The organism is Nocardioides thalensis, assembly GCF_013410655.1.
GTDB lineage: Bacteria > Actinomycetota > Actinomycetes > Propionibacteriales > Nocardioidaceae > Nocardioides > Nocardioides thalensis.
Map to the genome: position 1 here is coordinate 4514797 of NZ_JACCFP010000001.1, position 20777 is coordinate 4535573.

18 protein-coding genes are annotated in these 20777 nt (G+C 71.2%); 14 read left to right on the top strand and 4 right to left on the bottom strand.

All coding sequences use genetic code 11. The features are described 5' to 3' along the window. The first annotated feature begins 19 nt into the window (after positions 1–19). The 7 genes from HNR19_RS22025 (at position 20) to HNR19_RS22055 (ending at position 7943) form a co-directional block, all read left to right on the top strand. Positions 20–1186 carry an alkaline phosphatase family protein gene (locus HNR19_RS22025; RefSeq protein ID WP_179669950.1) on the top strand — a complete coding sequence of 389 codons (1167 nt, stop codon included), beginning with the start codon at positions 20–22 and terminating at the stop codon, positions 1184–1186. Between the two features lie 68 nt (positions 1187–1254). Next, positions 1255–2772 carry a fatty acid desaturase gene (locus tag HNR19_RS23350; RefSeq protein WP_281366487.1) on the top strand — a complete coding sequence of 506 codons (1518 nt, stop codon included), beginning with the start codon at positions 1255–1257 and terminating at the stop codon, positions 2770–2772. Between the two features lie 4 nt (positions 2773–2776). Beyond that, positions 2777–2971 carry a ferredoxin gene (locus HNR19_RS22035; RefSeq protein WP_179669951.1) on the top strand — a complete coding sequence of 65 codons (195 nt, stop codon included), beginning with the start codon at positions 2777–2779 and terminating at the stop codon, positions 2969–2971. A 23-nt stretch (positions 2972–2994) separates the two neighbouring features. Then, positions 2995–3615 carry a TetR/AcrR family transcriptional regulator gene (locus tag HNR19_RS22040; protein WP_179669952.1) on the top strand — a complete coding sequence of 207 codons (621 nt, stop codon included), beginning with the start codon at positions 2995–2997 and terminating at the stop codon, positions 3613–3615. An 87-nt stretch (positions 3616–3702) separates the two neighbouring features. Further along, positions 3703–4926 (top strand): M15 family metallopeptidase, encoded by a 1224-nt coding sequence (locus HNR19_RS22045; RefSeq protein WP_179669953.1) that lies wholly within the window; start codon positions 3703–3705, stop codon positions 4924–4926. Positions 4927–4968: 42 nt separating this feature from the next. Continuing rightward, entirely contained in the window at positions 4969–6129 is a 1161-nt protein-coding gene (locus HNR19_RS22050) for a CaiB/BaiF CoA transferase family protein (protein ID WP_179669954.1), read from the top strand. A gap of 338 nt (positions 6130–6467) precedes the next feature. Continuing rightward, entirely contained in the window at positions 6468–7943 is a 1476-nt protein-coding gene (locus HNR19_RS22055; protein ID WP_179669955.1) for a DEAD/DEAH box helicase, read from the top strand. 2 nt (positions 7944–7945) lie between these two features. Here HNR19_RS22055 and HNR19_RS22060 read toward each other — a convergent pair whose 3' ends face one another. Further along, a complete protein-coding gene (locus HNR19_RS22060) occupies positions 7946–8713 on the bottom strand; it encodes a MerR family transcriptional regulator (protein ID WP_179669956.1) in 768 nt (255 codons plus the stop codon). Positions 8714–8796: 83 nt separating this feature from the next. Here HNR19_RS22060 and HNR19_RS22065 point away from each other — a divergent pair, with 83 nt between their 5' ends. The 3 genes from HNR19_RS22065 to HNR19_RS22075 all read left to right on the top strand — a co-directional run bounded on the left by HNR19_RS22065 (position 8797) and on the right by HNR19_RS22075 (position 12736). Next, positions 8797–10008 carry an acetyl-CoA C-acetyltransferase gene (locus HNR19_RS22065; RefSeq protein ID WP_179669957.1) on the top strand — a complete coding sequence of 404 codons (1212 nt, stop codon included), beginning with the start codon at positions 8797–8799 and terminating at the stop codon, positions 10006–10008. Between the two features lie 28 nt (positions 10009–10036). Continuing rightward, positions 10037–12238, top strand: coding sequence for a 3-hydroxyacyl-CoA dehydrogenase NAD-binding domain-containing protein (locus HNR19_RS22070; protein WP_179669958.1), 2202 nt, complete (start codon positions 10037–10039; stop codon positions 12236–12238). A 150-nt stretch (positions 12239–12388) separates the two neighbouring features. Continuing rightward, entirely contained in the window at positions 12389–12736 is a 348-nt protein-coding gene (locus HNR19_RS22075; RefSeq protein WP_179669959.1) for a hypothetical protein, read from the top strand. Here HNR19_RS22075 and HNR19_RS22080 read toward each other — a convergent pair. Next, a complete protein-coding gene (locus HNR19_RS22080; protein WP_179669960.1) occupies positions 12724–12876 on the bottom strand; it encodes a hypothetical protein in 153 nt (50 codons plus the stop codon). The two genes, HNR19_RS22075 and HNR19_RS22080, sit on opposite strands and share 13 nt — an antisense overlap. Before the next feature lie 145 nt (positions 12877–13021). On the opposite strand from HNR19_RS22080, the gene HNR19_RS22085 reads away from it, so the two are divergent. Continuing rightward, complete coding sequence (locus HNR19_RS22085) at positions 13022–14527, top strand: M28 family metallopeptidase (protein ID WP_218910347.1); 1506 nt, start codon at positions 13022–13024, stop codon at positions 14525–14527. A 31-nt stretch (positions 14528–14558) separates the two neighbouring features. Here HNR19_RS22085 and HNR19_RS22090 read toward each other — a convergent pair whose 3' ends face one another. Further along, positions 14559–16433 carry an APC family permease gene (locus HNR19_RS22090; protein WP_343047327.1) on the bottom strand — a complete coding sequence of 625 codons (1875 nt, stop codon included), beginning with the start codon at positions 16431–16433 and terminating at the stop codon, positions 14559–14561. A gap of 168 nt (positions 16434–16601) precedes the next feature. On the opposite strand from HNR19_RS22090, the gene HNR19_RS22095 reads away from it, so the two are divergent. From HNR19_RS22095 to HNR19_RS22105, 3 genes are read left to right on the top strand one after another with little or no spacing between them, the layout of a single operon-like run. Next, the gene (locus HNR19_RS22095) at positions 16602–17660 is read left to right on the top strand and encodes a DUF4118 domain-containing protein (protein WP_179669961.1); all 1059 of its coding nucleotides are present in this window, start codon (positions 16602–16604) and stop codon (positions 17658–17660) included. After that, a complete protein-coding gene (locus tag HNR19_RS22100) occupies positions 17657–18337 on the top strand; it encodes a response regulator (protein WP_179669962.1) in 681 nt (226 codons plus the stop codon). Before HNR19_RS22095 ends, HNR19_RS22100 begins: the two co-directional genes overlap by 4 nt. Positions 18338–18367: 30 nt before the next feature. Further along, positions 18368–19324 (top strand): DUF389 domain-containing protein, encoded by a 957-nt coding sequence (locus HNR19_RS22105; RefSeq protein ID WP_179669963.1) that lies wholly within the window; start codon positions 18368–18370, stop codon positions 19322–19324. Positions 19325–19339: 15 nt separating this feature from the next. Here the strand turns inward: HNR19_RS22105 and HNR19_RS22110 are convergent, their stop codons facing one another. Then, the gene (locus tag HNR19_RS22110) at positions 19340–20695 is read right to left on the bottom strand and encodes an aminotransferase-like domain-containing protein (RefSeq protein ID WP_179669964.1); all 1356 of its coding nucleotides are present in this window, start codon (positions 20693–20695) and stop codon (positions 19340–19342) included. Positions 20696–20777: the final 82 nt, after the last annotated feature.

The following is a 20777-nucleotide window of genomic DNA, read 5'->3' on the forward strand; positions in this document are numbered from 1 at the left end:
CAGTGCCTAGCCTTGGCGGGTGCCTGCTGACGCGAACCCCGCCTCGGGACGGTGGTTCGCCGCGGCGGTGGCAGCGGTCGTCGTACTGGCGCTCGTGCTGGGCGGCGTGCTCTGGCTCGCCGGCGGTGACGAGCCGGCCGCCCGCGACCCTGGTCCGAGCGCCTCGAGCGGGGCGCCCGGCGAGACCACCAGCACGGCCGCGGAGGACTCCAGCGACGACCCCGGCGGGCAGTCGACGGAGGGCGACCGGGAGCTCGGCGACCGGGCCGAGGAGCTCGCAGGCACGGGGATCCCCGACGACGCGCGGGTGCTCGTCGTGTCGGTCGACGGCCTCGCGTCGTGGGCGGTCGCGCCCGACGCCACCCCGACGGTGAGCCGCCTGCTCACCGAGGGCGCGGGCACCCTGAACGCACGCACGGCCTACGAGCAGACCGTCACCCTGCCCAACCACACGAGCATGGTCACCGGCGAGCGGATCGACGCGAGCGCGGGCGGGCACGGCGTCGACTGGAACTCCGAGCGCGCCGGCCGGGCCGCTCCGGGCGTCTCGTCGGTCTTCTCCGTGGTCGACGGGGCGGGCGGCAGCAGCGCGGTGCTGGCGGGGAAGTCGAAGTTCGTCACCTGGGACCGCTCCTGGCCGGGCACGATCGACGACCTGGTGATCGCCGGCGACGAGTCGGCGCTCACCGACCGCGCGCTCGCCGAGGTGCGCGAGGGCACCGACCTGACGTTCCTCCACCTCCGCGGCCCCGACCTGGCGGGCCACCTCACCGGCTGGGGATCGGCGCCGTACGACGCCGCGGTCGCGGCCGCGGACGCCGAGATCGGCCGGTTGGTCGAGGCCATCACCGGCGACCCCGACCTCGCCGACGAGATGGTGGTCGTGGTCACGGCCGACCACGGCGGCGTGCCCGGCACCCGCCACCACGAGGACCCGGCCGCCCCGGCGGACTACACGGTCCCGTTCGTCGTCTGGGGCGCGGGCGTCGCGGTGGGGGACCTCTACGGCCTGAACCCCGACTACGCCGACCCGGGCGGCGGCCGTCCGTCGTACGACGGTCCGCAGCCGGTGCGCAACGGCGACGTCGCCAACCTGGTGACCGCCGTGCTCGGCCTCCGTGCGGTGCCCGGGAGCGAGGTCGGCGCCGCTCAGGATCTGGACGTCTCCAACTTTACAACTCGCTAGGTCTTGTCAAACCGCCTTTACAGATCGTAACGTCTTGTCAAACGTTCGATGGAAGGGCAGTGAGCTCGATGACGACCTCAAGCGTCAACCCCGAGGAATACGGCAAGTCCGTCCCCGAAGGCACCACCGAGATCTGGAAGGACAAGAAGCGCTACCTGTGGCTCTGGGGCCTGATGGTGCCCGGGTTCGGGGTGGCCTTCGCCCTCCTCTACCTCGCGACCGGCGGCTGGTGGGGCTTCGCGCTCGTCGGGCCGCTGCTGGTCAACGGGATCATCCCGATCTTCGACCTGGCCTTCGGCCGTGACAGCTCCAACCCGCCGGACGAGGTCATCGAGGCGCTGGAGAACGACAAGTACTACCGGTGGGTCGTGTTCATGTACATCCCGTTGATGTACATCGTTCTCCTCGGCGGGTTCGACATCCTGATGGGCCACAACCCGGTCCGCCAGGTCCTCGACTGGGTCGGCGCCGGCGCCTGGGGCGACGCGAATCTCGGCGGCCTCTACGACAACGCCACGATGCCGACCGACTGGTGGATCCGGGCCTTGTGGGCATTCTCGATCGCCGCCATCGTGGGCATCGGCATCAACACCGCCCACGAGCTGGGTCACAAGAAGGAGTCGGTCGAGCGCTGGCTCGCCAAGATCACGCTCGCGCCGACGTTCTACGGCCACTTCTACATCGAGCACAACCGCGGCCACCACGTCCGCGTCGCGACCCCCGAGGACCCCGCGAGCTCGCGCCTCGGCGAGAACTTCTACGAGTTCTGGCCGCGGACCGTCATCGGCTCGCTCAAGAGCGCCTGGGAGGTCGAGGCCAAGCGCTTCCGCCGCAAGGGCACCCACCCGTTCCACCTGAGCAACGACGTGCTGAACGCCTGGGCGATGTCGGTCGTGCTGTGGGGTTCCTTCGTCGCTCTGTTCGGCTGGGAGGTCCTTCCCTACGCCGCGATCACGATCGTGTGCGGCTTCTCCCTGCTGGAGATCGTCAACTACCTCGAGCACTACGGCATGAAGCGCCAGAAGGTCGGACCAAAGCAGCGCTACGAGCGGGTGCTGCCGATGCACAGCTGGAACAGCAACAACATCGTCACCAACATCTTCCTGTACCACCTGCAGCGGCACAGCGACCACCACGCCAACCCGACCCGGCGCTATCAGGCGCTGCGTGACTTCAAGGAGTCGCCGGCCCTCCCGACCGGCTACGCCGGGATGATCAACCTCGCCCTGATCCCGCCGCTGTGGCGCAAGGTGATGGACCACCGCGTGGTCGAGCACCTCGACGGCGACGTCACCCTCGCCAACATCAAGCCGGGCAAGGAGGCAAAGTACCTCGCCAAGTTCCCGCCGCCGGAGACCCACGTACAGCACGAGGACCTGTGGCTGCAGAACCACGAGGGCGAGATCCTCGCCGCGCGGTGCCCCGGCTGCGGCTACACCTACGAGGTCGCCGCGGGTGACGAGCACCAGGGCTTCCCCGCCGGCACGGCGTGGGCCGACATCCCCGAGGACTGGTTCTGCCCCGACTGCGGCGTGCGCGACAAGGCAGACTTCATCCCGTTCGATCCCGAGAAGGCGGAGGCCTGACCCCATGAAGATCGTCGCTGATCTCGACAAGTGCGAGGGCCTCGGCATGTGCGAGGCCATGGCCAACGACTACTTCGAGGTCGACGAGGACGAGGAGCTGGTCAACGTCCTCGACGAGAACCCCCCGGAGTCCGACCGGGCCCACGTCTACGCCGCCGTCCAGGCCTGCCCCGTGCTGGCCCTGACGCTCGCCGACTGACGGTTCCGGAAAAGACACCGACGATGGCTATCCTCCCCGACGTGACGGCACGCCCGTGGGAGCTCGTGGAGCCGGCCGCGCTTCCGCTGCGCGACCGGCTCTTCGACGCCGCCTGCACCGTCCTCACCACCGAGGGCTGGGCCCGGGTCACCATGGCCCGGCTCGCCGACGACGTCGGCGTCAGCCGGCAGACGGTCTACAACGAGATCGGCACCAAGGCCGACCTCGCCGAGGCCGTGGTCCTGCGGGAGCTCGACCGCTTCCTCGCCGGCGTGAAGCGCTCCTTCGACGAGAACCCTGACGACCTGGTCCAGGCGCTGCGCGACTCGGCCCGCCGGGTGCTCAAGTACGCCGAGGACAACGCGCTGCTGCACGCCGTGGTCTCCGCGACCCACGGGGCCGACACCGAGCTGCTGCCGCTCCTGACGACCCACGCGCAGTTCCTCATGGAGGGCGCGAAGCAGGTCGTCCTGGAGCGGATCCAGGGCTACGAGATCAACATCCCCGACGACCGCCTGGACGCGGCGATCGACATGGTGATCCGCCTGGTGCTCTCCCACGTCATGCAGCCCGGCGGCGACCCGGTGACCACCGCCGACGACATCGCGTGGATCGCCGCGCGGGTGATCGGCGAGGAGTCCTAGCCTCCGGGACGACTGAGACGGGGCGTCGCGGGGAAGACACATCTCCTAGGGTTCCGAACTACTCTCGACCCTGGGAGGAAGGGACAGATGGGGGCAGCGCACCGGAGCGCGCGCGTCGCGGCCTTGGCCGCGGTCGCGCTCATCAGCGTTGCCTGCGGCGGCTCCGAGGAGCCCGAGCACCCGGACGACCCGACCAACGCCGCCGGCTCCCACGGCACCACCTCCTCCGGCGTGCCGGAACCCTCCGACCGGATCCGCCCGACGGTGGAGCCGCCGGGGCCGCTGGGCAGCCCGCTGTACGGCGACGACCTGCTCGTCGTCAGCGACGAGACCCTGCCGGAGGACCTCGTCGAGCAGATCCAGGCCGTGAAGATCGACGGCGACAAGGGCGTGCTGGCGTCCGAGCAGTTCTCTCTCGGCCAGGTCTCGCTCGAGTCCAAGTGGTACAACATCGCGGCCGTCGACCCGGAGACGTTTCGGCGGTTCGACCTCGGCGCCAAGACCTTCCCGGCGCAGTGGGAGCGGATCGCGGCGGGCGAGATTTCCGTACCCGCGGTCGGGGCAGGGCGCCTGCCGATGGACGAGGAGAAGTACCTGCCGATCGGCACGGGTGAACAGGTGCAAGAGATCCACGTCGGTGCGCTGTGGGAGCAGCAGATCGGCAACGTCGACATGATCGTCAACGAGCCCTGGGGCGAGGAGCTGGGACTCCCGCAGGGCAACGCGCTGCTCATCCACACCGGCTCGAAGGCACCGCAGCTGGTGCGCGAGGCGATCCAGAAGTTCGCTCCGGAGCTTTCGATCACCGATCTCGACATCGTGGCCGAGACCGGCATCGATCCCGGCACTTTCCAGTCGGTCGTCCCGGTCGGCACGTACGCCGACGCGGTCGGGACCTTCCGCTACACCCCCATCGGCGGCGGCCGCGTGCAGCCGGAAGCTCAGTGGGTGCGGGAGCACATCGTCACGGAGACGGTGCCGCTGCTCGGCCAGCTCACGTGCAACAAGTACATGATGCCGCAGCTCAAGGCCGCGCTCGCCGAGGTGCAGCGGCGGGGCCTGGGCGAGGAGGTCTACCAGACGGCGGGCTGCTACTACCCCCGCTTCATCGCCGGTACGACGACCCTCTCCAACCACTCGTTCGGCCTGGCCATCGACATCAACTCCCTGGAGAACCAGCGCGGCACGGTCGGGCAGATGCACCCGGAGGTCGTCGCGATCTTCAAGTATTGGGGCTTCGCCTGGGGCGGCGACTGGAGCTACACCGACCCCATGCATTTCGAGCTCCGGGAGATCGTCGAGCCGGGCTGATCACCCTGCCGACCGTGACAGTAGTTGTGTCATGATCGGCCCATGACGTACGCGCTGGGTCAGGGCACCGGCCCGCTGAAGGGCATCAAGGTCGTCGAGATCGCCGGCATCGGCCCGGGTCCGCACGCGTGCATGACGCTCGCCGACCTCGGCGCCGACGTGATCCGGATCGAGCGGCCCGGCGGGCAGATGCTCACCGGCGGCCCGCACGACCTGATGAACCGCGGCCGCCCGAGCGTCGCGCTCGACCTCAAGACCCCGGAGGCCGTCGCCACGGTCCTCGACCTGGTCGCCGACGCCGACGTGCTCGTCGAGGGCATGCGTCCCGGGGTCGCCGAGCGGCTGGGCTTCGGGCCCGACGCCTGCCGCGAGCGCAACCCGCGCCTGGTCTACGGGCGGATGACCGGCTGGGGCCAGGACGGCCCGTGGGCGCACGCAGCCGGCCACGACATGAACTACATCGCGATCACCGGCACCCTGCACGGACTCGGCCAGGTGCCGGAGAAGCCGCAGTTCCCCGCCAACCTCGTGGGCGACTTCGGCGGCGGCTCGACGTACCTCGTGATCGGCATCCTCGCCGCCCTGCTCGAGGCTCGGGTCTCGGGCGAGGGCCAGGTGGTCGACGCGGCGATCGTCGACGGCACCGCCCACCTCAACACGATGACCGCCGCGTTCCTCGGCGCCGGCACGTTCCAGGAGAAGCGCCGCAGCAACCTGCTCGACGGCGGCGCGCCCTACTACGACATCTACGAGACCGCCGACGGCGAGCACATGTCCGTCGGCGCACTGGAGCCGCAGTTCTACGACCAGTTCGTCGAGCTGCTCGGCATCAAGGACGTCGCGCCCGACCGCTACGACCTCGCGACGTACGACGAGCTGCGCGACCTGATCGCCGCGAAGTTCAAGGAGCGCACCCGCGACGAGTGGAGCGCGATCTTCGACGGCACCGACGCCTGCGTCGCGCCGATCCTCCGGATGAGCGAGGCGCCCAGCCACCCGCACGTCAAGGCCCGCGAGATCTTCGTCGAGCACGAGGGCTTCGTGCAGCCCCAGCCCGCGCCCCGGTTCTCCCGCACCGGGGCGAGCCTCGGGCTCCCTCCCGCCGCCCAACCCGGGCTGCACACGCGCGAGGCGCTCACCGCGTGGGGGATCGCCGACGTGGACGGGCTCATCGAGCGCGGGGCCGCCGTCCAGGCGGAGTGAGGGCCGAATCCGCCCTCATGGCTGGTCGAATCCGCCCTCATGGTCCGTCGAATCCGCCGCCATGGTCGGTCGAATCCGCCGCCATGGTGTGCCGAATCACCCGCGATGGATGTGCCGAGGATTCACCGCTGCGGATGTTGACCCCGTAGGCTGGAGCCACTGATCTGGCCAGTCTTGCCCCAGATCCCGCGCGACGCCTCGCAGCGACCGCGCCCTCCTCACGCAGGAGGCACCCCGCTTCTCCGCTCCTGTCGCCGACAGGACAGCAACGGCGAGACGCCGACCAGGGTCCGCCGACTGCACGCGTGTGCGCTCCGCGCCCGGAGAGAAACACAGACATGACCACGAGCTTCGCCGACCTCGGCGTGCCCGCCCCGCTGGTGACCGTCCTCGACGCCGCCGGCATCACCGTCCCCACGCCCATCCAGGCCGCGACGCTGCCCGACTCGCTCGCCGGCAAGGACCTGCTCGGCCGCGGCCGCACCGGCTCCGGCAAGACCTACGCCTTCAGCCTCCCGGTCGTCGCGCGGCTCACCCAGTCGGCACGGCGCCCGGCGCCCAAGCGGCCGCGTGCGCTGATCCTCGCGCCCACCCGTGAGCTGGTCAGCCAGATCCAGGCGACCCTCGAGCCGCTCGCGAAGGCCGCCGGCCTGAGCACGACCACCGTCTTCGGCGGCGTCGGCCAGGGCCCGCAGGTGTCCGCGCTGCGCCGCGGCGTCGACATCGTCCTCGCCTGCCCGGGCCGGCTCGAGGACCTCATCGGCCAGGGCCACTGCGACCTCTTGGCCGTCGAGATCACCGTGCTCGACGAGGCCGACCACATGGCCGACCTCGGCTTCCTGCCGGCCGTCCGCCGGCTCCTCGACCGGACGCCCAAGGGCGGCCAGCGGATGCTGTTCTCCGCCACGCTCGACAACGCGATCGACGTGCTCGTGAAGCGGTTCCTCAGCCAGCCGGTGGTGCACGAGGCCGACTCCGCCCAGTCGCCCGTCGCCAAGATGGACCATCACGTCCTCCACGTGACGCGCGAGCTGCGGCTGCCGGTGCTCGTCGACCTCGCCTCGGCCCCCGGCCGCACGGTCGTCTTCACCCGCACCAAGCACGGCGCCAAGGCCCTCGCGCGGCAGCTCAACAAGAACGGCGTCCCGAGCGTCGAGCTGCACGGCAACCTGAGCCAGGGTGCCCGGACCCGCAACATGGAGGCGTTCCACGAGGGCCGCGCGACGACCCTCGTCGCCACCGACATCGCCGCCCGCGGCATCCACGTCGACGACGTCGCGCTGGTCGTGCACGCCGACCCGCCGGCCGAGCACAAGGCCTACCTGCACCGCTCCGGCCGTACGGCGCGCGCCGGCGCCGCGGGCACCGTCGTGACGCTGATGACCGACGACCAGCGCTCCGACGTCCGCGCACTCACCCGCGCCGCGGGCATCCGCCCGACCACCACCCGGCTCGCCGACTCCAGCCACCCGGTGCTGAAGGAGCTCGCCCCGGGCGAGCGCGAGCGGCCCGGCGGGCTGGTCGTGGTCACCGATGGTGGCTCCAACGGTGGCGGCCGCTCCGGCGGCCGGGGCCGCGGCAACGGCTCGCGCGGCAAGTCCTCGGGTCAGAAGGGCCGGGCGCAGGGCGGCAAGGGCGGCCAGCAGCGGACCCAGCAGTCCGCTTCCGGCGGCGCCAAGTCCGGCGGCGCCAAGTCCGGCGGCGGCCAGGGCGGCCGGCGTCGCGGCGGCAGCTCGAGCGCCGGCTCGGCGCGGCGCCGTACCGGCTCCGGCGGCGGCCACAGCGCCGCCTCGTTCAGCGCCGGGATGCGCTGAGGCTAGCGCCGGCGCGGCCTCCGGGCCGCGCGGGCCACGGCGGCCTCGTAGGCCGAGACCAGACCGCCGACCGACAGCGGCTTGAGCCGCTCCATGACCTCGCGGAAGTGCTCGGACTGCGGGTCGTCGTAGAGCGGCGCGAGCTTCTCCTGGATGACGTCGTAGAGCTCCTTGGCCATCTGCTCGCCGTGCTCGCGGTAGACGGTCGCGGCCGCGACGGCGACCTCGCGGGGGAACCCCAGCTCCAGCAGCCGTACGCCGATCGCGAGCTGGTTGCCCGCGACGAGGTACGACGAGCCGCGCCTGCGCAGCACGCCGAGCGCCTGCATCGTGGCGACGTCGTCGTCGGAGAGCGGGCGCCCGGCCTTGGTCTCGAGCTGCGCGTGGTCCATCTCGACCGGGAGGTCGGACTGCCACGGCGCGAGCATGGTGCGCGCCAGCGCGATGTCCTCCGGCGTCGCGTCGGCAGGGATGCCGGCGACGTACCGCTCGATCGCCGACAGGGTGAACCCGTGGCTCTGCAGCTCCTGGACGAGCTCGAGCCGCGCCACGTGCTGGGGGCTGTAGTAGCCCGAGCGGCCGCGCCGGATCGGCGGCGGCAGCAGGCCCTTGGTCGTGTAGAAGCGCACGGTCCGCACCGTGATGCCGACCCGCTCGGTGAGCTCGGCCAGCGTCAGCAGCCGGTCGGAACCGTCGCCCTTCCGCGCCCCGTCGCCGGAGCGCCCGCCACCCGGTGTGACCTCCGTCGCACGACCCTCGCCCTTGACCATGACAGTAATGGTGTCACAATCGTGGCAGCCACTTCCACGCGCGGCACACTTCCCGTCGCCGCGATCCGAGTTAGAGGACGGTCATGGCAGAAGCATTCGTGTACGACCACCTGCGCACGCCGCGCGGCAAGGGCAAGGCCAACGGCTCCCTCCACGAGGTGAAGCCCGTCGACCTCGCTGTCGGCCTGCTCCACGAGCTCGAGGCGCGCAACCCGAGCCTCGACACGAACCGGGTCGACGACGTCGTCCTCGGCGTCGTGAGCCCGATCGGCGACCAGGGCGGCGACATCGCCAAGACCGCGGCGCTGGCTGCGGGCTACCCCGAGACCGTGGCGGGTGTGCAGCTCAACCGGTTCTGCGCCTCCGGCCTCGAGGCCGTCAACCAGGCCGCCGGCCGGGTGCGCGGCGGGTTCGAGCACCTGATCGTCGCCGGCGGCGTCGAGTCGATGAGCCGCGTCCCGATGGGCTCCGACGGCGGCGCCTGGGCCACCGACCCGCGCACCGCCTTCGGCACCAGCTTCGTGCCCCAGGGCATCGGCGCCGACCTGATCGCCACGGTCGAGGGCTGGGACCGCGAGGACGTCGACGCCTACGCCGCCGAGTCCCACCACCGCGCCGCGAAGGCGTCGGCCAACGGCTACTTCGACGGCGCCCTCGTGCCGGTCAAGGACATCAACGGCCTGACCGTGCTCGACCGCGACGAGACCATCCGCCCCGACACCTCCGTCGAGGGCCTCGCCGGCCTCAAGCCGTCCTTCGCCGGCATCGGCGCCGACGCCGGCTTCGACGACGTCGCGCTGGAGAAGTACCACTGGCTCGAGAAGATCAACCACGTCCACCACGCCGGCAACTCCTCCGGCATCGTCGACGGCGCCGCGCTCACGCTGATCGGTTCCGAGCAGGCGGGCACCGACCTCGGCCTCACGCCGCGGGCCCGGATCGTCGCCACCGCCGTGTCCGGCGCCGACCCGGTCATCATGCTGACCGGCCCCGCCCCGGCTGCCCGCAAGGCGCTCGCGGTCGCCGGCCTCGAGGTCTCGGACATCGACCTCTTCGAGATCAACGAGGCGTTCGCCGCCGTCGCCATGCGGTTCATGCGCGACATGGGCATCAGCCACGACATCACCAACGTCAACGGCGGCGCGATCGCCATGGGCCACCCGCTCGGCGCCACCGGCGCGATGATCCTCGGCACCCTGATCGACGAGCTCGAGCGGCGCGACCTGCGCCGCGGCCTCGCGACGCTCTGCGTCGGCGGCGGCATGGGCATCGCGACCATCGTCGAGCTGGTCTGACCGGTCTGAGAGAAGGAAGAGACAACTGATGAGCACCGACACCCAGACCGCCGTGCGCTACGAGCGGGACGCCGACGGCATCGTCACGCTGACGCTCGACGACCCCACCGCCAGCGCCAACACGATGAACGACCTCTACCTCACCTCGATGGAGCAGGTGGTCGACCGCCTGTACGCCGAGCAGGACGACGTCACCGGCGTGATCATCGCCTCGGCCAAGAAGACCTTCTTCGCCGGCGGCAACCTCAACAGCATGGCCAGTGCCACCAAGGAGAACGCGCCCGAGATCTTCCAGATGGCCGAGCGCGTCAAGGCCAGCCTGCGCAAGCTCGAGCTGTTCCCGAAGCCGGTCGTCTCCGCGATCAACGGTGCCGCCCTCGGCGGTGGCTACGAGATCACGCTCGCCACCCAGCACCGGATCGCCGTTGCGGGCTCCTACAAGATCGGCCTGCCAGAGTCGACCCTCGGCCTGCTGCCCGGCGGCGGCGGCGTCACCCGCGCCGTCCGCAAGTGGGGCCTGCAGACCGCGCTGATGGACGTGCTGCTCCAGGGCACGCAGTTCAGCGTCGACAAGGCGCTCGAGAAGGGCGTCATCGACGAGGTCGTCGCGACCCAGGGCGAGCTGATCCCGGCCGCTCGGGCGTGGCTGAAGGCCAACCCCGACGCCGCGCTCTCCCCGTGGGACGCCCCGGGCTACAAGATGCCCGGCGGTGCGCCGAAGAGCCCGGCGCTCGCCGGCTTCCTCCCTGCGTTCCCGGCGCTGCTGCGCAAGCAGACGAAGGGCGCGGTCTACCCCGCGACCCGCGCCATCATGAGCGCCGCCGTCGAGGGCGCACAGGTCGACTTCGACACCGCCTCGCGGATCGAGACCCGCTACTTCACCAACCTGGTCGTCAACCAGAACGCCAAGAACATGATCCAGGCGTTCTTCTTCGACCTGCAGGCGATCAACTCCGGCTCGCTCCGCCCGCAGGGGATCGAGACCTGGAAGCCCACCAAGGCCGTCGTCCTCGGCGCAGGCATGATGGGCGCCGGCATCGCCTACGTGCTCGCCCGCGCCGGCGTCGAGGTGGTCCTCAAGGACGTCTCCGTCGAGAACGCCGAGAAGGGCAAGGCCTACTCGCAGGGCCTCAACGAGAAGGCCATCTCCCGCGGTCGCCTGACCGAGGAGAAGTCGCAGGCGCTGCTCGACCGCATCACCCCGACCGGCGACGCCGCCGACGCGCAGGGCGCCGACCTAGTCGTCGAGGCGGTCTTCGAGGACCCCGCCCTCAAGGCCAAGGTCTTCGCCGAGGTGCTGCCGCACCTCGCGCCCGACGCGCTGCTGTGCTCCAACACCTCGACCCTGCCGATCACCGGCCTTGCCGAGGGCCTGGAGAACGCCGAGGACCGCCCGCGGTTCATCGGCCTGCACTTCTTCAGCCCGGTCGACAAGATGCCGCTCGTCGAGATCATCAGCGGCAAGGAGACCTCCGACGAGGCGCTCGCCCGTGCCTACGACGTGGTGCAGCTGATCCGGAAGACGCCGATCGTCGTCAACGACTCGCGCGGCTTCTACACCTCGCGCGTCATCGGCTACATGGTCAACGAGGGCATGGCGATGCTCGCCGAGGGCGTCGCGCCGTACTCGATCGAGCGGGCCACCACCCAGGCGGGCTACCCCGCACCGGTGCTCCAGCTCTCCGACGAGCTCAACCTCGAGCTGATGGCCAAGATCGCCAAGGCGACCCGCGAGGCCGCCGCCGAGGACGGCGGCGCGTGGACGGAGCACCCGGGCTCGGCCGTGGTCGAGAAGATGCTGGAGGCCGGTCGCGCCGGCCGCCTGCGGAAGGCGGGCTTCTACGACTACGACCAGGAGACGGGCAAGCGGCTCTCGATCTGGTCCGGCCTGGCCGAGCTGTTCCCCGTGGCCGAGGAGCAGATCCCGCTCCAGGACATCAAGGACCGGATGCTGTTCGCCGAGGCGCTCGAGACCGCCAAGTGCTTCGAGGAGGGCGTCATCACGTCCGCCGCCGCGGCCAACATCGGCTCGATCATGGGCATCGGCTTCCCGCCGATGACCGGTGGCGCCGCGCAGTTCATGCAGGGCTACGAGGGCGCCGACGGCGAGATCGGCCTCAACGCCTTCCTCAAGCGCGCCGATGAGCTAGCTGCCACCTACGGCGACCGCTTCCAGGCCACCCCGTGGCTGCGCGACCTCGCCGCCTCCGGCGGCAAGTTCCCCGCGTGAGGCCCCGGCCCGCGCGCTGATGTAACTCAGTGTTAGATCCGCTCCCTCGGTGCTGTGACCGGTCACAGCACCGAGGGAGCGGTCGTTTCACCGAGGTAGTTGTTGCGGACTCCGGTTGCCACCAGGGCGCCAGGGCCGGACGATCAGGTTATGTCGCCCGTCTCGCGCGTCCTCGCCGCCATCGGCGGCGCCCTCGCGCTCGTGACCTGGCTGCTCTACCTCTCCGTCATCGACGCCCAGGGCGGCGGCGATGCCGCGCGCGTCGTGTTCTGGAGCGTGGCGATGCTGGCGGTCCCGGCGCTGGCGGCCGTCTCGCTCGTCGTCTCCCGGCGTGCCGCCTCGATCGTGCTGGCCCTCGCGACGGCGCCGGCGGCAGGTCTGGGCCTGCTCGCGATCTTCAGCGTCGGACCGGGCTTCCTCGCCGCTGCAGCCGCGCTGGCCGCGGCGTGCGTCTGCGCGCTCGCGGCCACGGGAGCGCGGCCGGCTCAGGTGTTGTAGCGGACCCAGAGCCCGATCGCGTAGATCAGCGCGGCGACCACGAAGATCCCCAGCACGATCAGCAGCGGACCGGTCTTGGACCGCTTCTCGCCGTGCAGCGGGTGGTCGGTCGTCGGCAGGTCCCGATCGTCGTCGGTCATGGGGGTGCGATACCCGATGGCCGCGCACTCACCCGGCCATCGCCCGGTCGGCGTCCGGCCGCAGAGATCCTTCCCAAGATGTGTGACCTGGCTTACATTCGGCGGATCGGGCGCTACCCGACGCGCCCCGGACAGGGAGCTCATCTTGAGAATTTCTCGGGGACTCATCGCAGTTCTTGCCACCCTCGGACTCATCCTCCTCGCCTTCACCCCGGCCTCATCGGCCACGGGCTCGGGCGTCTCCGACAAGCCCGGCCAGAAGTGCAACCGCACCAACGACTCGGTCCGCAAGCTGCTCGAGTGCGTGACGCTCGACGGCGTCATGGAGCACGAGTACGCCTTCGCTGACATCGCCGCCGCCAACGGCGGCACCCGCTCCGCGGGCACCCCCGGCTACGACGCCTCGGTCGACTACGTCGAGCAGCGGATGGAGGCGGCGGGCTACGTCGTCACCCGCCAGGAGTTCGACGTCTACAGCTTCGAGGACCAGGGCGGTTCGGAGCTCGAGCAGACGGCGCCCACGCCGACGTCGTACGTCCTGGGCACCGACTTCGCCGCGACGCCGCACTCCGAGCCGGGCGACGTCACCGCCGGCGTCACGGCCGTCGACATCGCCCTCGGGCTCGGCAACACCTCGACCAGTGGCTGCCAGGACAGTGACTTCGCCACGTTCCCGGCGGGCGACATCGCCCTGATCCAGCGTGGCGACTGCACGTTCGAGATCAAGGCCGAGAACGCCGCCGAGGCCGGCGCGGTCGGCGTGCTGTTCTTCAACCAGGGCAACACCACCGACGCGAGCCGCAACGGCATCCCTGCCGTGACCCTGGGCAACGACTACACCGGCGGGCTGCCCGCGTTGAGCACCACCTACGCCCGCGGGGCCGAGTTCGCCGGCATCGACGGCCTCGAGATGCGGCTCTTCGCCGACGTCACCCGCACGCCCGCAAAGACCGAGAACGTGATCGCCGAGTCGCGCACCGGCGACCCGACCAACGTCGTGATGGCCGGCGCCCACCTCGACTCGGTCCCCGAGGGCGCAGGCATCAACGACAACGGCTCGGGCTCCGCGGCGCTGCTGGAGACCGCCGAGCAGCTCGCCAAGGCGACCAGGGAGTTCCCCAACAAGGTGCGCTTCGCCTGGTGGGGCGCGGAGGAAGCCGGCCTGGTCGGCTCGAACTACTACGTCAACAACCTTGGCACCGAGGGGCGTTCCGCGATCGAGATGTACCTCAACTTCGACATGGTCGGCTCGCCCAACTACGGACTGTTCATCTACGACGGTGACGGCTCGGGCTTCGGCATGGTCGGTCCCGACGGGTCCGACGAGATCGAGGCGCTGTTCGAGCGCTACTACGCCGAGCGCGGCATCCCGTCCGAGCCGACGGCGTTCACCGCCCGCTCCGACTACCAGGCGTTCATCCTCAACGGCATCCCTGCGGGCGGCCTGTTCACCGGCGCGGAGGGCGTGAAGACCGCGGCCCAAGCCGCGAAGTGGGGAGGTACGGCGGGCGTCGCCTACGACCCCTGCTACCACTCGGAGTGCGACGGCATCGACAACCTCAGCCACGAGGCGCTCGACATCAACTCCGACGCGATGGCCTACGTCGTGTTCCTCTACGCCTCCGGGCAGGAAGCGATCAACGCCGGCTAGGCCGGATGTCCGCCGCGCCGGGTCGGCCCGGTCAGCCCACGTGCACGTGCGGCCGCCGACCACGATCCGGCTCGGCGCGGCGGACCACCTCGCGGGTCACCGGCGCGACGTCGCCCACCCCGAACAGCAGGAACCGTGACAGCTGCACGAGTGGATTGCCCTCCGTCCACTCGAAGTAGATGTGCGGCCGGGTCCCGGTGCGGTGCGCGATGTCCAGCGTCACCGCAGCGAGCGCGTTCGGGATCGAGGACGCCCGAACCGTGAGCACGCGGAACTCGCCGTGCAGCACCTCGCCGTGCACCTCGATCCGGCTCTCGAAGTCGGAGTAGTCCTCGACGGTGACCTCGATGAACACGAGGTCGCTGGTGTCGGGGAGGTCGTGGTCGTCGACGATCTGGACGATCTTGGCGCGGTACTCCTCGACGTCGCGACCGTCGGGCTCGTTGGCGATGAGTCTCATCTGCCGGCGCGCGCAGTCCCGGACGAACGCCTCGGCGCGGGCGTCGTAGGTGACCTCCGTGGTGCGCAGCTCGAGCGAACGCGCGAGCCGCGACACCAGCGAGACGGTGATGATCGCGGCGATGAAGCAACCACCGATCTTCACACCGTCGGGCCGCTCGAGGACGTTGTCGAAGAGCGTGTAGCCCAGCACCAGCGCGATGACACCGAAGCCGACGGTCAGCCACCGCTGGCCCGCCTTGCGCGCCGCGAGCGTCACCGCGACGGCCGCCGACACCATCAGCACGAGCACCCCGGTCGCGTAGGCGCCGCCCTGCGCGTCGACGTCGGCGTCGAAGATCCAGGTGATCAGGAACGCGGCGCAGGTCAGCACCACGACCAGGGGCCGGACCGCGCCGGCCCACTCGGGCGACATGCCGTAGCGCGGCAGGTAGCGCGGGATCAGGTTCAGCATCCCCGCCATCGCGGAGGCCCCGGCGAACCACAGGATGGCGATCGTCGAGACGTCGTACGCCGTGCCGAAGGCTTCGCCCAGGTAGCGGTGCGCGAGGTAGGCAAGGGCGCGGCCGTTGGCCTCGCCGCCGTCCTCGAACTCCGCCGCGGGGATCAGGAGGGTGGTCACCAGGCTGGAGCAAATCAGGTAGCCGCTCATGATGACGGCCGCGGCCGTCAGCAGCTTCTTGGTGTTGGCGATGCGCGCCGCAGGTCGCTCCACGTCATCGCCCGCAGCGCCGAGGACGTGCGGCATCACCGCGACGCCGGTCTCGAAGCCGGACATGCCGAGCGCCAGCTTCGGGAACAGCGTGAGCGCGACGGCGATCATGAAGAAGACGTTGCCGTGCTCGGCGGTGAGCGCCGCGGACCAGTCTGTGACCAGGTGGGCGTCCTCCACGACGTGGAAGGCGGACACGACGATCACCACCGCGTTGAGGCCGAGGAAGGCGACGACGAGACCGACCGCGAGCCCGATCGCCTCGGTGAAGCCCTTGAGGAAGACCGCGCCCAGCAACGCGATGAGGCCCATCGTGATCCAGAGCTCCTGGCCGTGCAGGAAGGCAGGCACGTGGGGGTTCTCGACGATGTGGACGGAGGCGTCCGCCGCCGAGAGGGTGATCGTGATGATGAAGTCGGTGAGCGCGAAGCCGAGCAGGCCGAGGACGAACAGCTTGCCGCGCCAGAACGGCAGCAGCCGCTCCAGCATCGCGATCGAGCCCTGGCCGTGCGGGCTCTCGGCCGCGACCCGGCGGTAGACCGGCAGGGCACCGCACAGCGTGAGGAGGACCAGGATCCCGGTCGCCAGCGGGCTCAGTGCGCCGGCCGCGAGGAACGCGATACCGGGCTGGTAGCCGAGGGTGGAGAAGTAGTCCACGCCGGTCAGGCACATGACCTTCCACCAGGGCTGGGGTGCGTGGCCGGTGTCGGCCACGGCGGGTGCGGAGTGGTTCACGAGGAGCCACCCAACTCCGCTTGGGCGGCCGCGGGCGGCCGCCTAACGAGTCCCTAACGCGGCCTGCGTCACAGAGCGTCAGGATCCTGACAGGAACGGGCACCCAAGGCTGCCGGGGCGGTTGGCTGGTGCCGTGGCGATGTCCCTCAGGGCGGCACAATGACCGGCGTGCGTCCGACTAGCGTGAGCAAGCAGCGCCAGAGGTGGGGCTACGGCGTCGCGGTCCTCTCGCCGGCGCTGGTGCTCCCGGTCCTCGTCCCGCTGCGCGACCACCTCAACCTCGCGAGCGACGTCGCGATCTACCTGGTGCTGGTCGTGGTCGCCGCGCTCGTGGGCGGCCTGGGACCTGCTCTGCTGTCGGTCGTGGTCTCGGCCGCGCTCCTGAACTTCTTCTTCACCCGGCCGTACCAGACCCTGGACGTCGACTCCCCGGACAACGTGGTCGCGCTCGCGGCGTTCGTCGCGGTCGCGGGGATGGTGAGCTGGCTCGTCGACGTGGCGGAGCGGCGAGCGGCCGCAGCGGCCGCGGCCGTCGAGCTGGAGGCCGTCGACCGACTGCGGGCCGCCCTCCTCACCGCGGTGGGGCACGACCTGCGATCACCGCTCGCCGCCGCGAAGGCTGCGGTGTCCGGGCTCCGGTCCTCCGACGTCACGCTGGCCGACCGCGACCGTGCCGAGCTGCTCGAAGCGGCCGACGGCGAGCTCGACCGACTCGCCGGCCTGGTCGACAACCTCCTCGACATGAGCCGGCTGCAGGCGGGCGTGCTGCCCGTGCATTTACGCCCCACCGACCTCGACGACGTGGTGGCCCGGGCGCTGGACTCGCTCGGTGTCGCCCCCCGCGCGGTCGTGCTCGACGTCGACGAGGACCTGCCTGCGGTGATCGCCGACGCCGGGCTCCTCGAGCGGGCCGTGGCGAACCTCGTGGCCAACGCCCAGCGGTTCGCACCGCCGGGGCGGCCTGCCCTGATCGCCGCGGACGTGGCGGACGGGCACGTGCGGCTGCGGGTCGTCGACTCGGGGCCGGGGATCCCGACGGCCGAGCGCGAACGGGTGTTCCAGCCGTTCCAGCGTGCCGGCGACACCGACACGGCGAGCGGACTCGGCCTCGGTCTGGCCCTCGCCCGCGGGCTCGTCGATGCGATGGGAGGCACACTGAAGCCGTACGACACCGACGGCGGGGGCCTGACGATGGAGATCACGCTGCCCGTGGCTGGTGCAAGATGACCAGGGTGCTCGTCGTCGACGACGAGCCGCAGATCCTGCGCGCGCTGGCCATCAACCTTCGAGCGGGGGGTTACGACGTCGTCGCCGCGGCCGACGGCACCGAGGCCCTCGCCGCCGCGCAGGAGAACCCTCCCGATGCCGTGGTGCTGGACCTCGGCTTGCCGGACGTGGACGGGGTCACCGTGATCGCCGCCCTGCGCGGCCGCTCCGACGTGCCGATCCTGGTGCTGTCCGGGCGCTCTGACAGTGCAGACAAGGTCGATGCGCTCGACGCCGGCGCGGACGACTACGTCACCAAGCCCTTCGGCATGGACGAGCTGCTCGCGCGGCTGAGGGCGGTGCTGCGCCGTACGACGCCGGCGGAGGAGCAACCCGCCGTGACCTTCGGCGACGTCGAGGTCGACCTCGCCCGCACCAGGGTGACGGTGCGCGGCGAGGAGGTGCGGCTGACACCGACCGAGTGGCACCTGCTCCAGGTGCTGGTGCGCAGCCCGGGGACCCTGATGAGCCAGCGCCAGCTGCTCCTCGAGGTCTGGGGCCCGGGCTACGAGACCGCGCAGGGCAACCTGCGGCTCTACATGGGCCAGCTGCGGCGCAAGCTCGAGCCCGACCCGGCACGGCCCGTCTACTTCCGCACCGAGCCCGGGATGGGCTACCGCTTCGACCCGCCGCGGTGACCGCGGCCGTCACGACAGGACAATCAGCAGATGCTCCATCTTCGCCTCTCCGCGCCGCCCGACCTCGCCCAGCGCGCGGTCGACCTGCTCGAGGCAGACCCGGCCGTCAGCGGATTGGTGGTGATCCCGGGCGCCGCCCGCAAGCCGGAGGGCGACCTCGTCCTGGCCGACATCGCCCGCGAGGCCGCCAACCCGATCGTCGACCAGCTGCGCGAGATCGGCCTGCACAAGTCCGGCACGGTGCACATCGAGCCCGTGCGGACCTGGCTCTCCCAGTCGGCCTTCGACGCCGAGCGCCGCGCGCCCGGCAGCGGCGCGGACAGCGTCGTGTGGGCCGAGGTGACCCAGCGGTCCTACGAGGACTCCGAGCTCAACTGGACCTACCTCTCCTTCATGGTCCTCGCCACCCTGATCGCCAGCATCGCCATCGTCCTGGACTCCCAGATCCTCGTGATCGGAGCGATGGTTCTCGGACCGGAGTTCTCCGCCGTCGCAGCACTCGGTCTAGCCCTGGTACGGCGCCGCGGCTCCCTGTTCGGGCACGCGGCACGGACCCTGGTCACCGGGTTCGTGATCGCGATCGCGGTGACGTCCGTGTGCGCACTGGCGGCCCGGGCGCTCGGCTGGATCGTGGAGGAGGACATCACCGGTGAGCGCGCCGGCACGGCCTTCATCTACACGCCCGACAAGTGGTCCTTCATCGTCGCCGTGATTGCAGCGGCCGCAGGCGTCCTGTCCTTGACCTCTGCGAAGGTTGGTGGACTCTCCGGGGTGTTCATCTCCGTGACGACCATCCCGGCCGCGGGCAACGTCGCTCTCGGCCTGGCGTTCGGCTCAGGTGAGGAGATCTGGGGCAGCAGCCTCCAGCTGCTGGTCAACCTGTCGGGCATGGCGCTCGCGGGCTGGTTCACCCTCGCCGTACAGAACGCTGTCTGGGACCACGTCGCGCGGCGCCGCGCGCGGAGGCCCGGCGCGGCGAGCCGGTGACGATCGCGCGGGCTCTCAGCCGCCGGCCCGCGTGGCCGCGGCCAGAGCCGCGGCCACGTCGGGCGCGTCGGCGGGGGTGACCAGGCCCGAGGTGACGCGGACGTGGTCTCGTGACGGTCCCGGGGGACCTCCGCGACCAGGGTCGGCGACGAACGCCGTCCCCGCGGCGACCCGCACGCCGGACGCGGCGAGGTGCACCATCGCAGCGCGCTCGTCGGCCACCGGCAGCCACAGGTTGATGCCGTCCGGCTGCGACATGGCCACCCCGTGCTCGGCGAGGGCGTCGACCAGGGTGCGCTGACGCGCGAAGTACTGCCGCCGCGCCTCGCCGACCTCGTCGAGCGACCGCGACGAGGTGATCAGGTCGAGGAGGATCGTCTGGAGCATCCGCGAGGTCCAGGCCGGGCCGAGCATGCGCCGCGCGACGAGACGGTCGACGAGCTCCGTGGGGCCGCTGAGCGCCGCGATCCGCAGGTCGGGACCGTGCGACTTGGAGTAGGACCGCACGTGCACGACCCGCTCGGGCAGCCAGGTCGCGACGGTCACGTCGGGCATGGTCGAGATCCAGCCGGAGTGGTCGTCCTCGATCACCCAGACCTCGGTCCGGGCGCGACGCACCAGGCCGGCCAGCCGCTCCGCACGGGCGGCCGACATCGAGACTCCCGTCGGGTTGTGGGCGCGCGGCTGGAGCACCACAGCGACCGGTCGCTGGTCGAGGGCCGCGCGCAGCGAGGCCGGCCGAACGCCCTCGGCGTCGACATCGACGGGCACCACCTCGCCGCCGAGGGCTTCCACCAGGTCGAAGAACGGCGGGAACCCGGGCGACTCCAGCGCGACGCGGTCGCCGTACGACACGAGCAGCTCGAGGGTGCGCGCGATGCCGTCGGTCGCGCCGTCGACGACGGTCAGCGCGGGCGCGTCGTAGGGCCAGGAGCGCACCAGCTCCTCGCGCAGCCCGGGCAGCACGGGCTCGTCCTGGTAGGTCAGCGTCGTGGCGCGCTGGGACACCCGGTGCAGCGCCGGGCCGAGGTCCGGCAGCAGCGTCGGGTCGGGGGTGCCGCGGGACAGGTCGAGCCGCAGCCCGTCGCGCCCGGCGCCCACCAGTGACCGCTGCCGCGGCGAGAGCCACGGGGTCGGCGTGTCCTTGACGAACGTGCCCGCGCGGCCCCGCGAGACGACGGTGCCCGTACGGCGCAGCGCCTGCCAGGCGGCGCTCACCGTGGCGGGGGAGACGCCGAGCTCCTCGGCCACGTCGCGCACCGTCGGGAGCCGGTCGCCGGGGGCGAGGTCACCCGCTCGGATCGCCCGGCTGAACGCGCCGGCGATGCCCCGGGGCGTGCGGTCGGGCAGCGCGGACAGGTCTAGTCCCATCGCCACCTCCGACCGCCGAATTGTGCGGAAACGCTTGACACGCGGGAAATCCAAGCGAAATGTTCAGTGAGCAAGATAACAG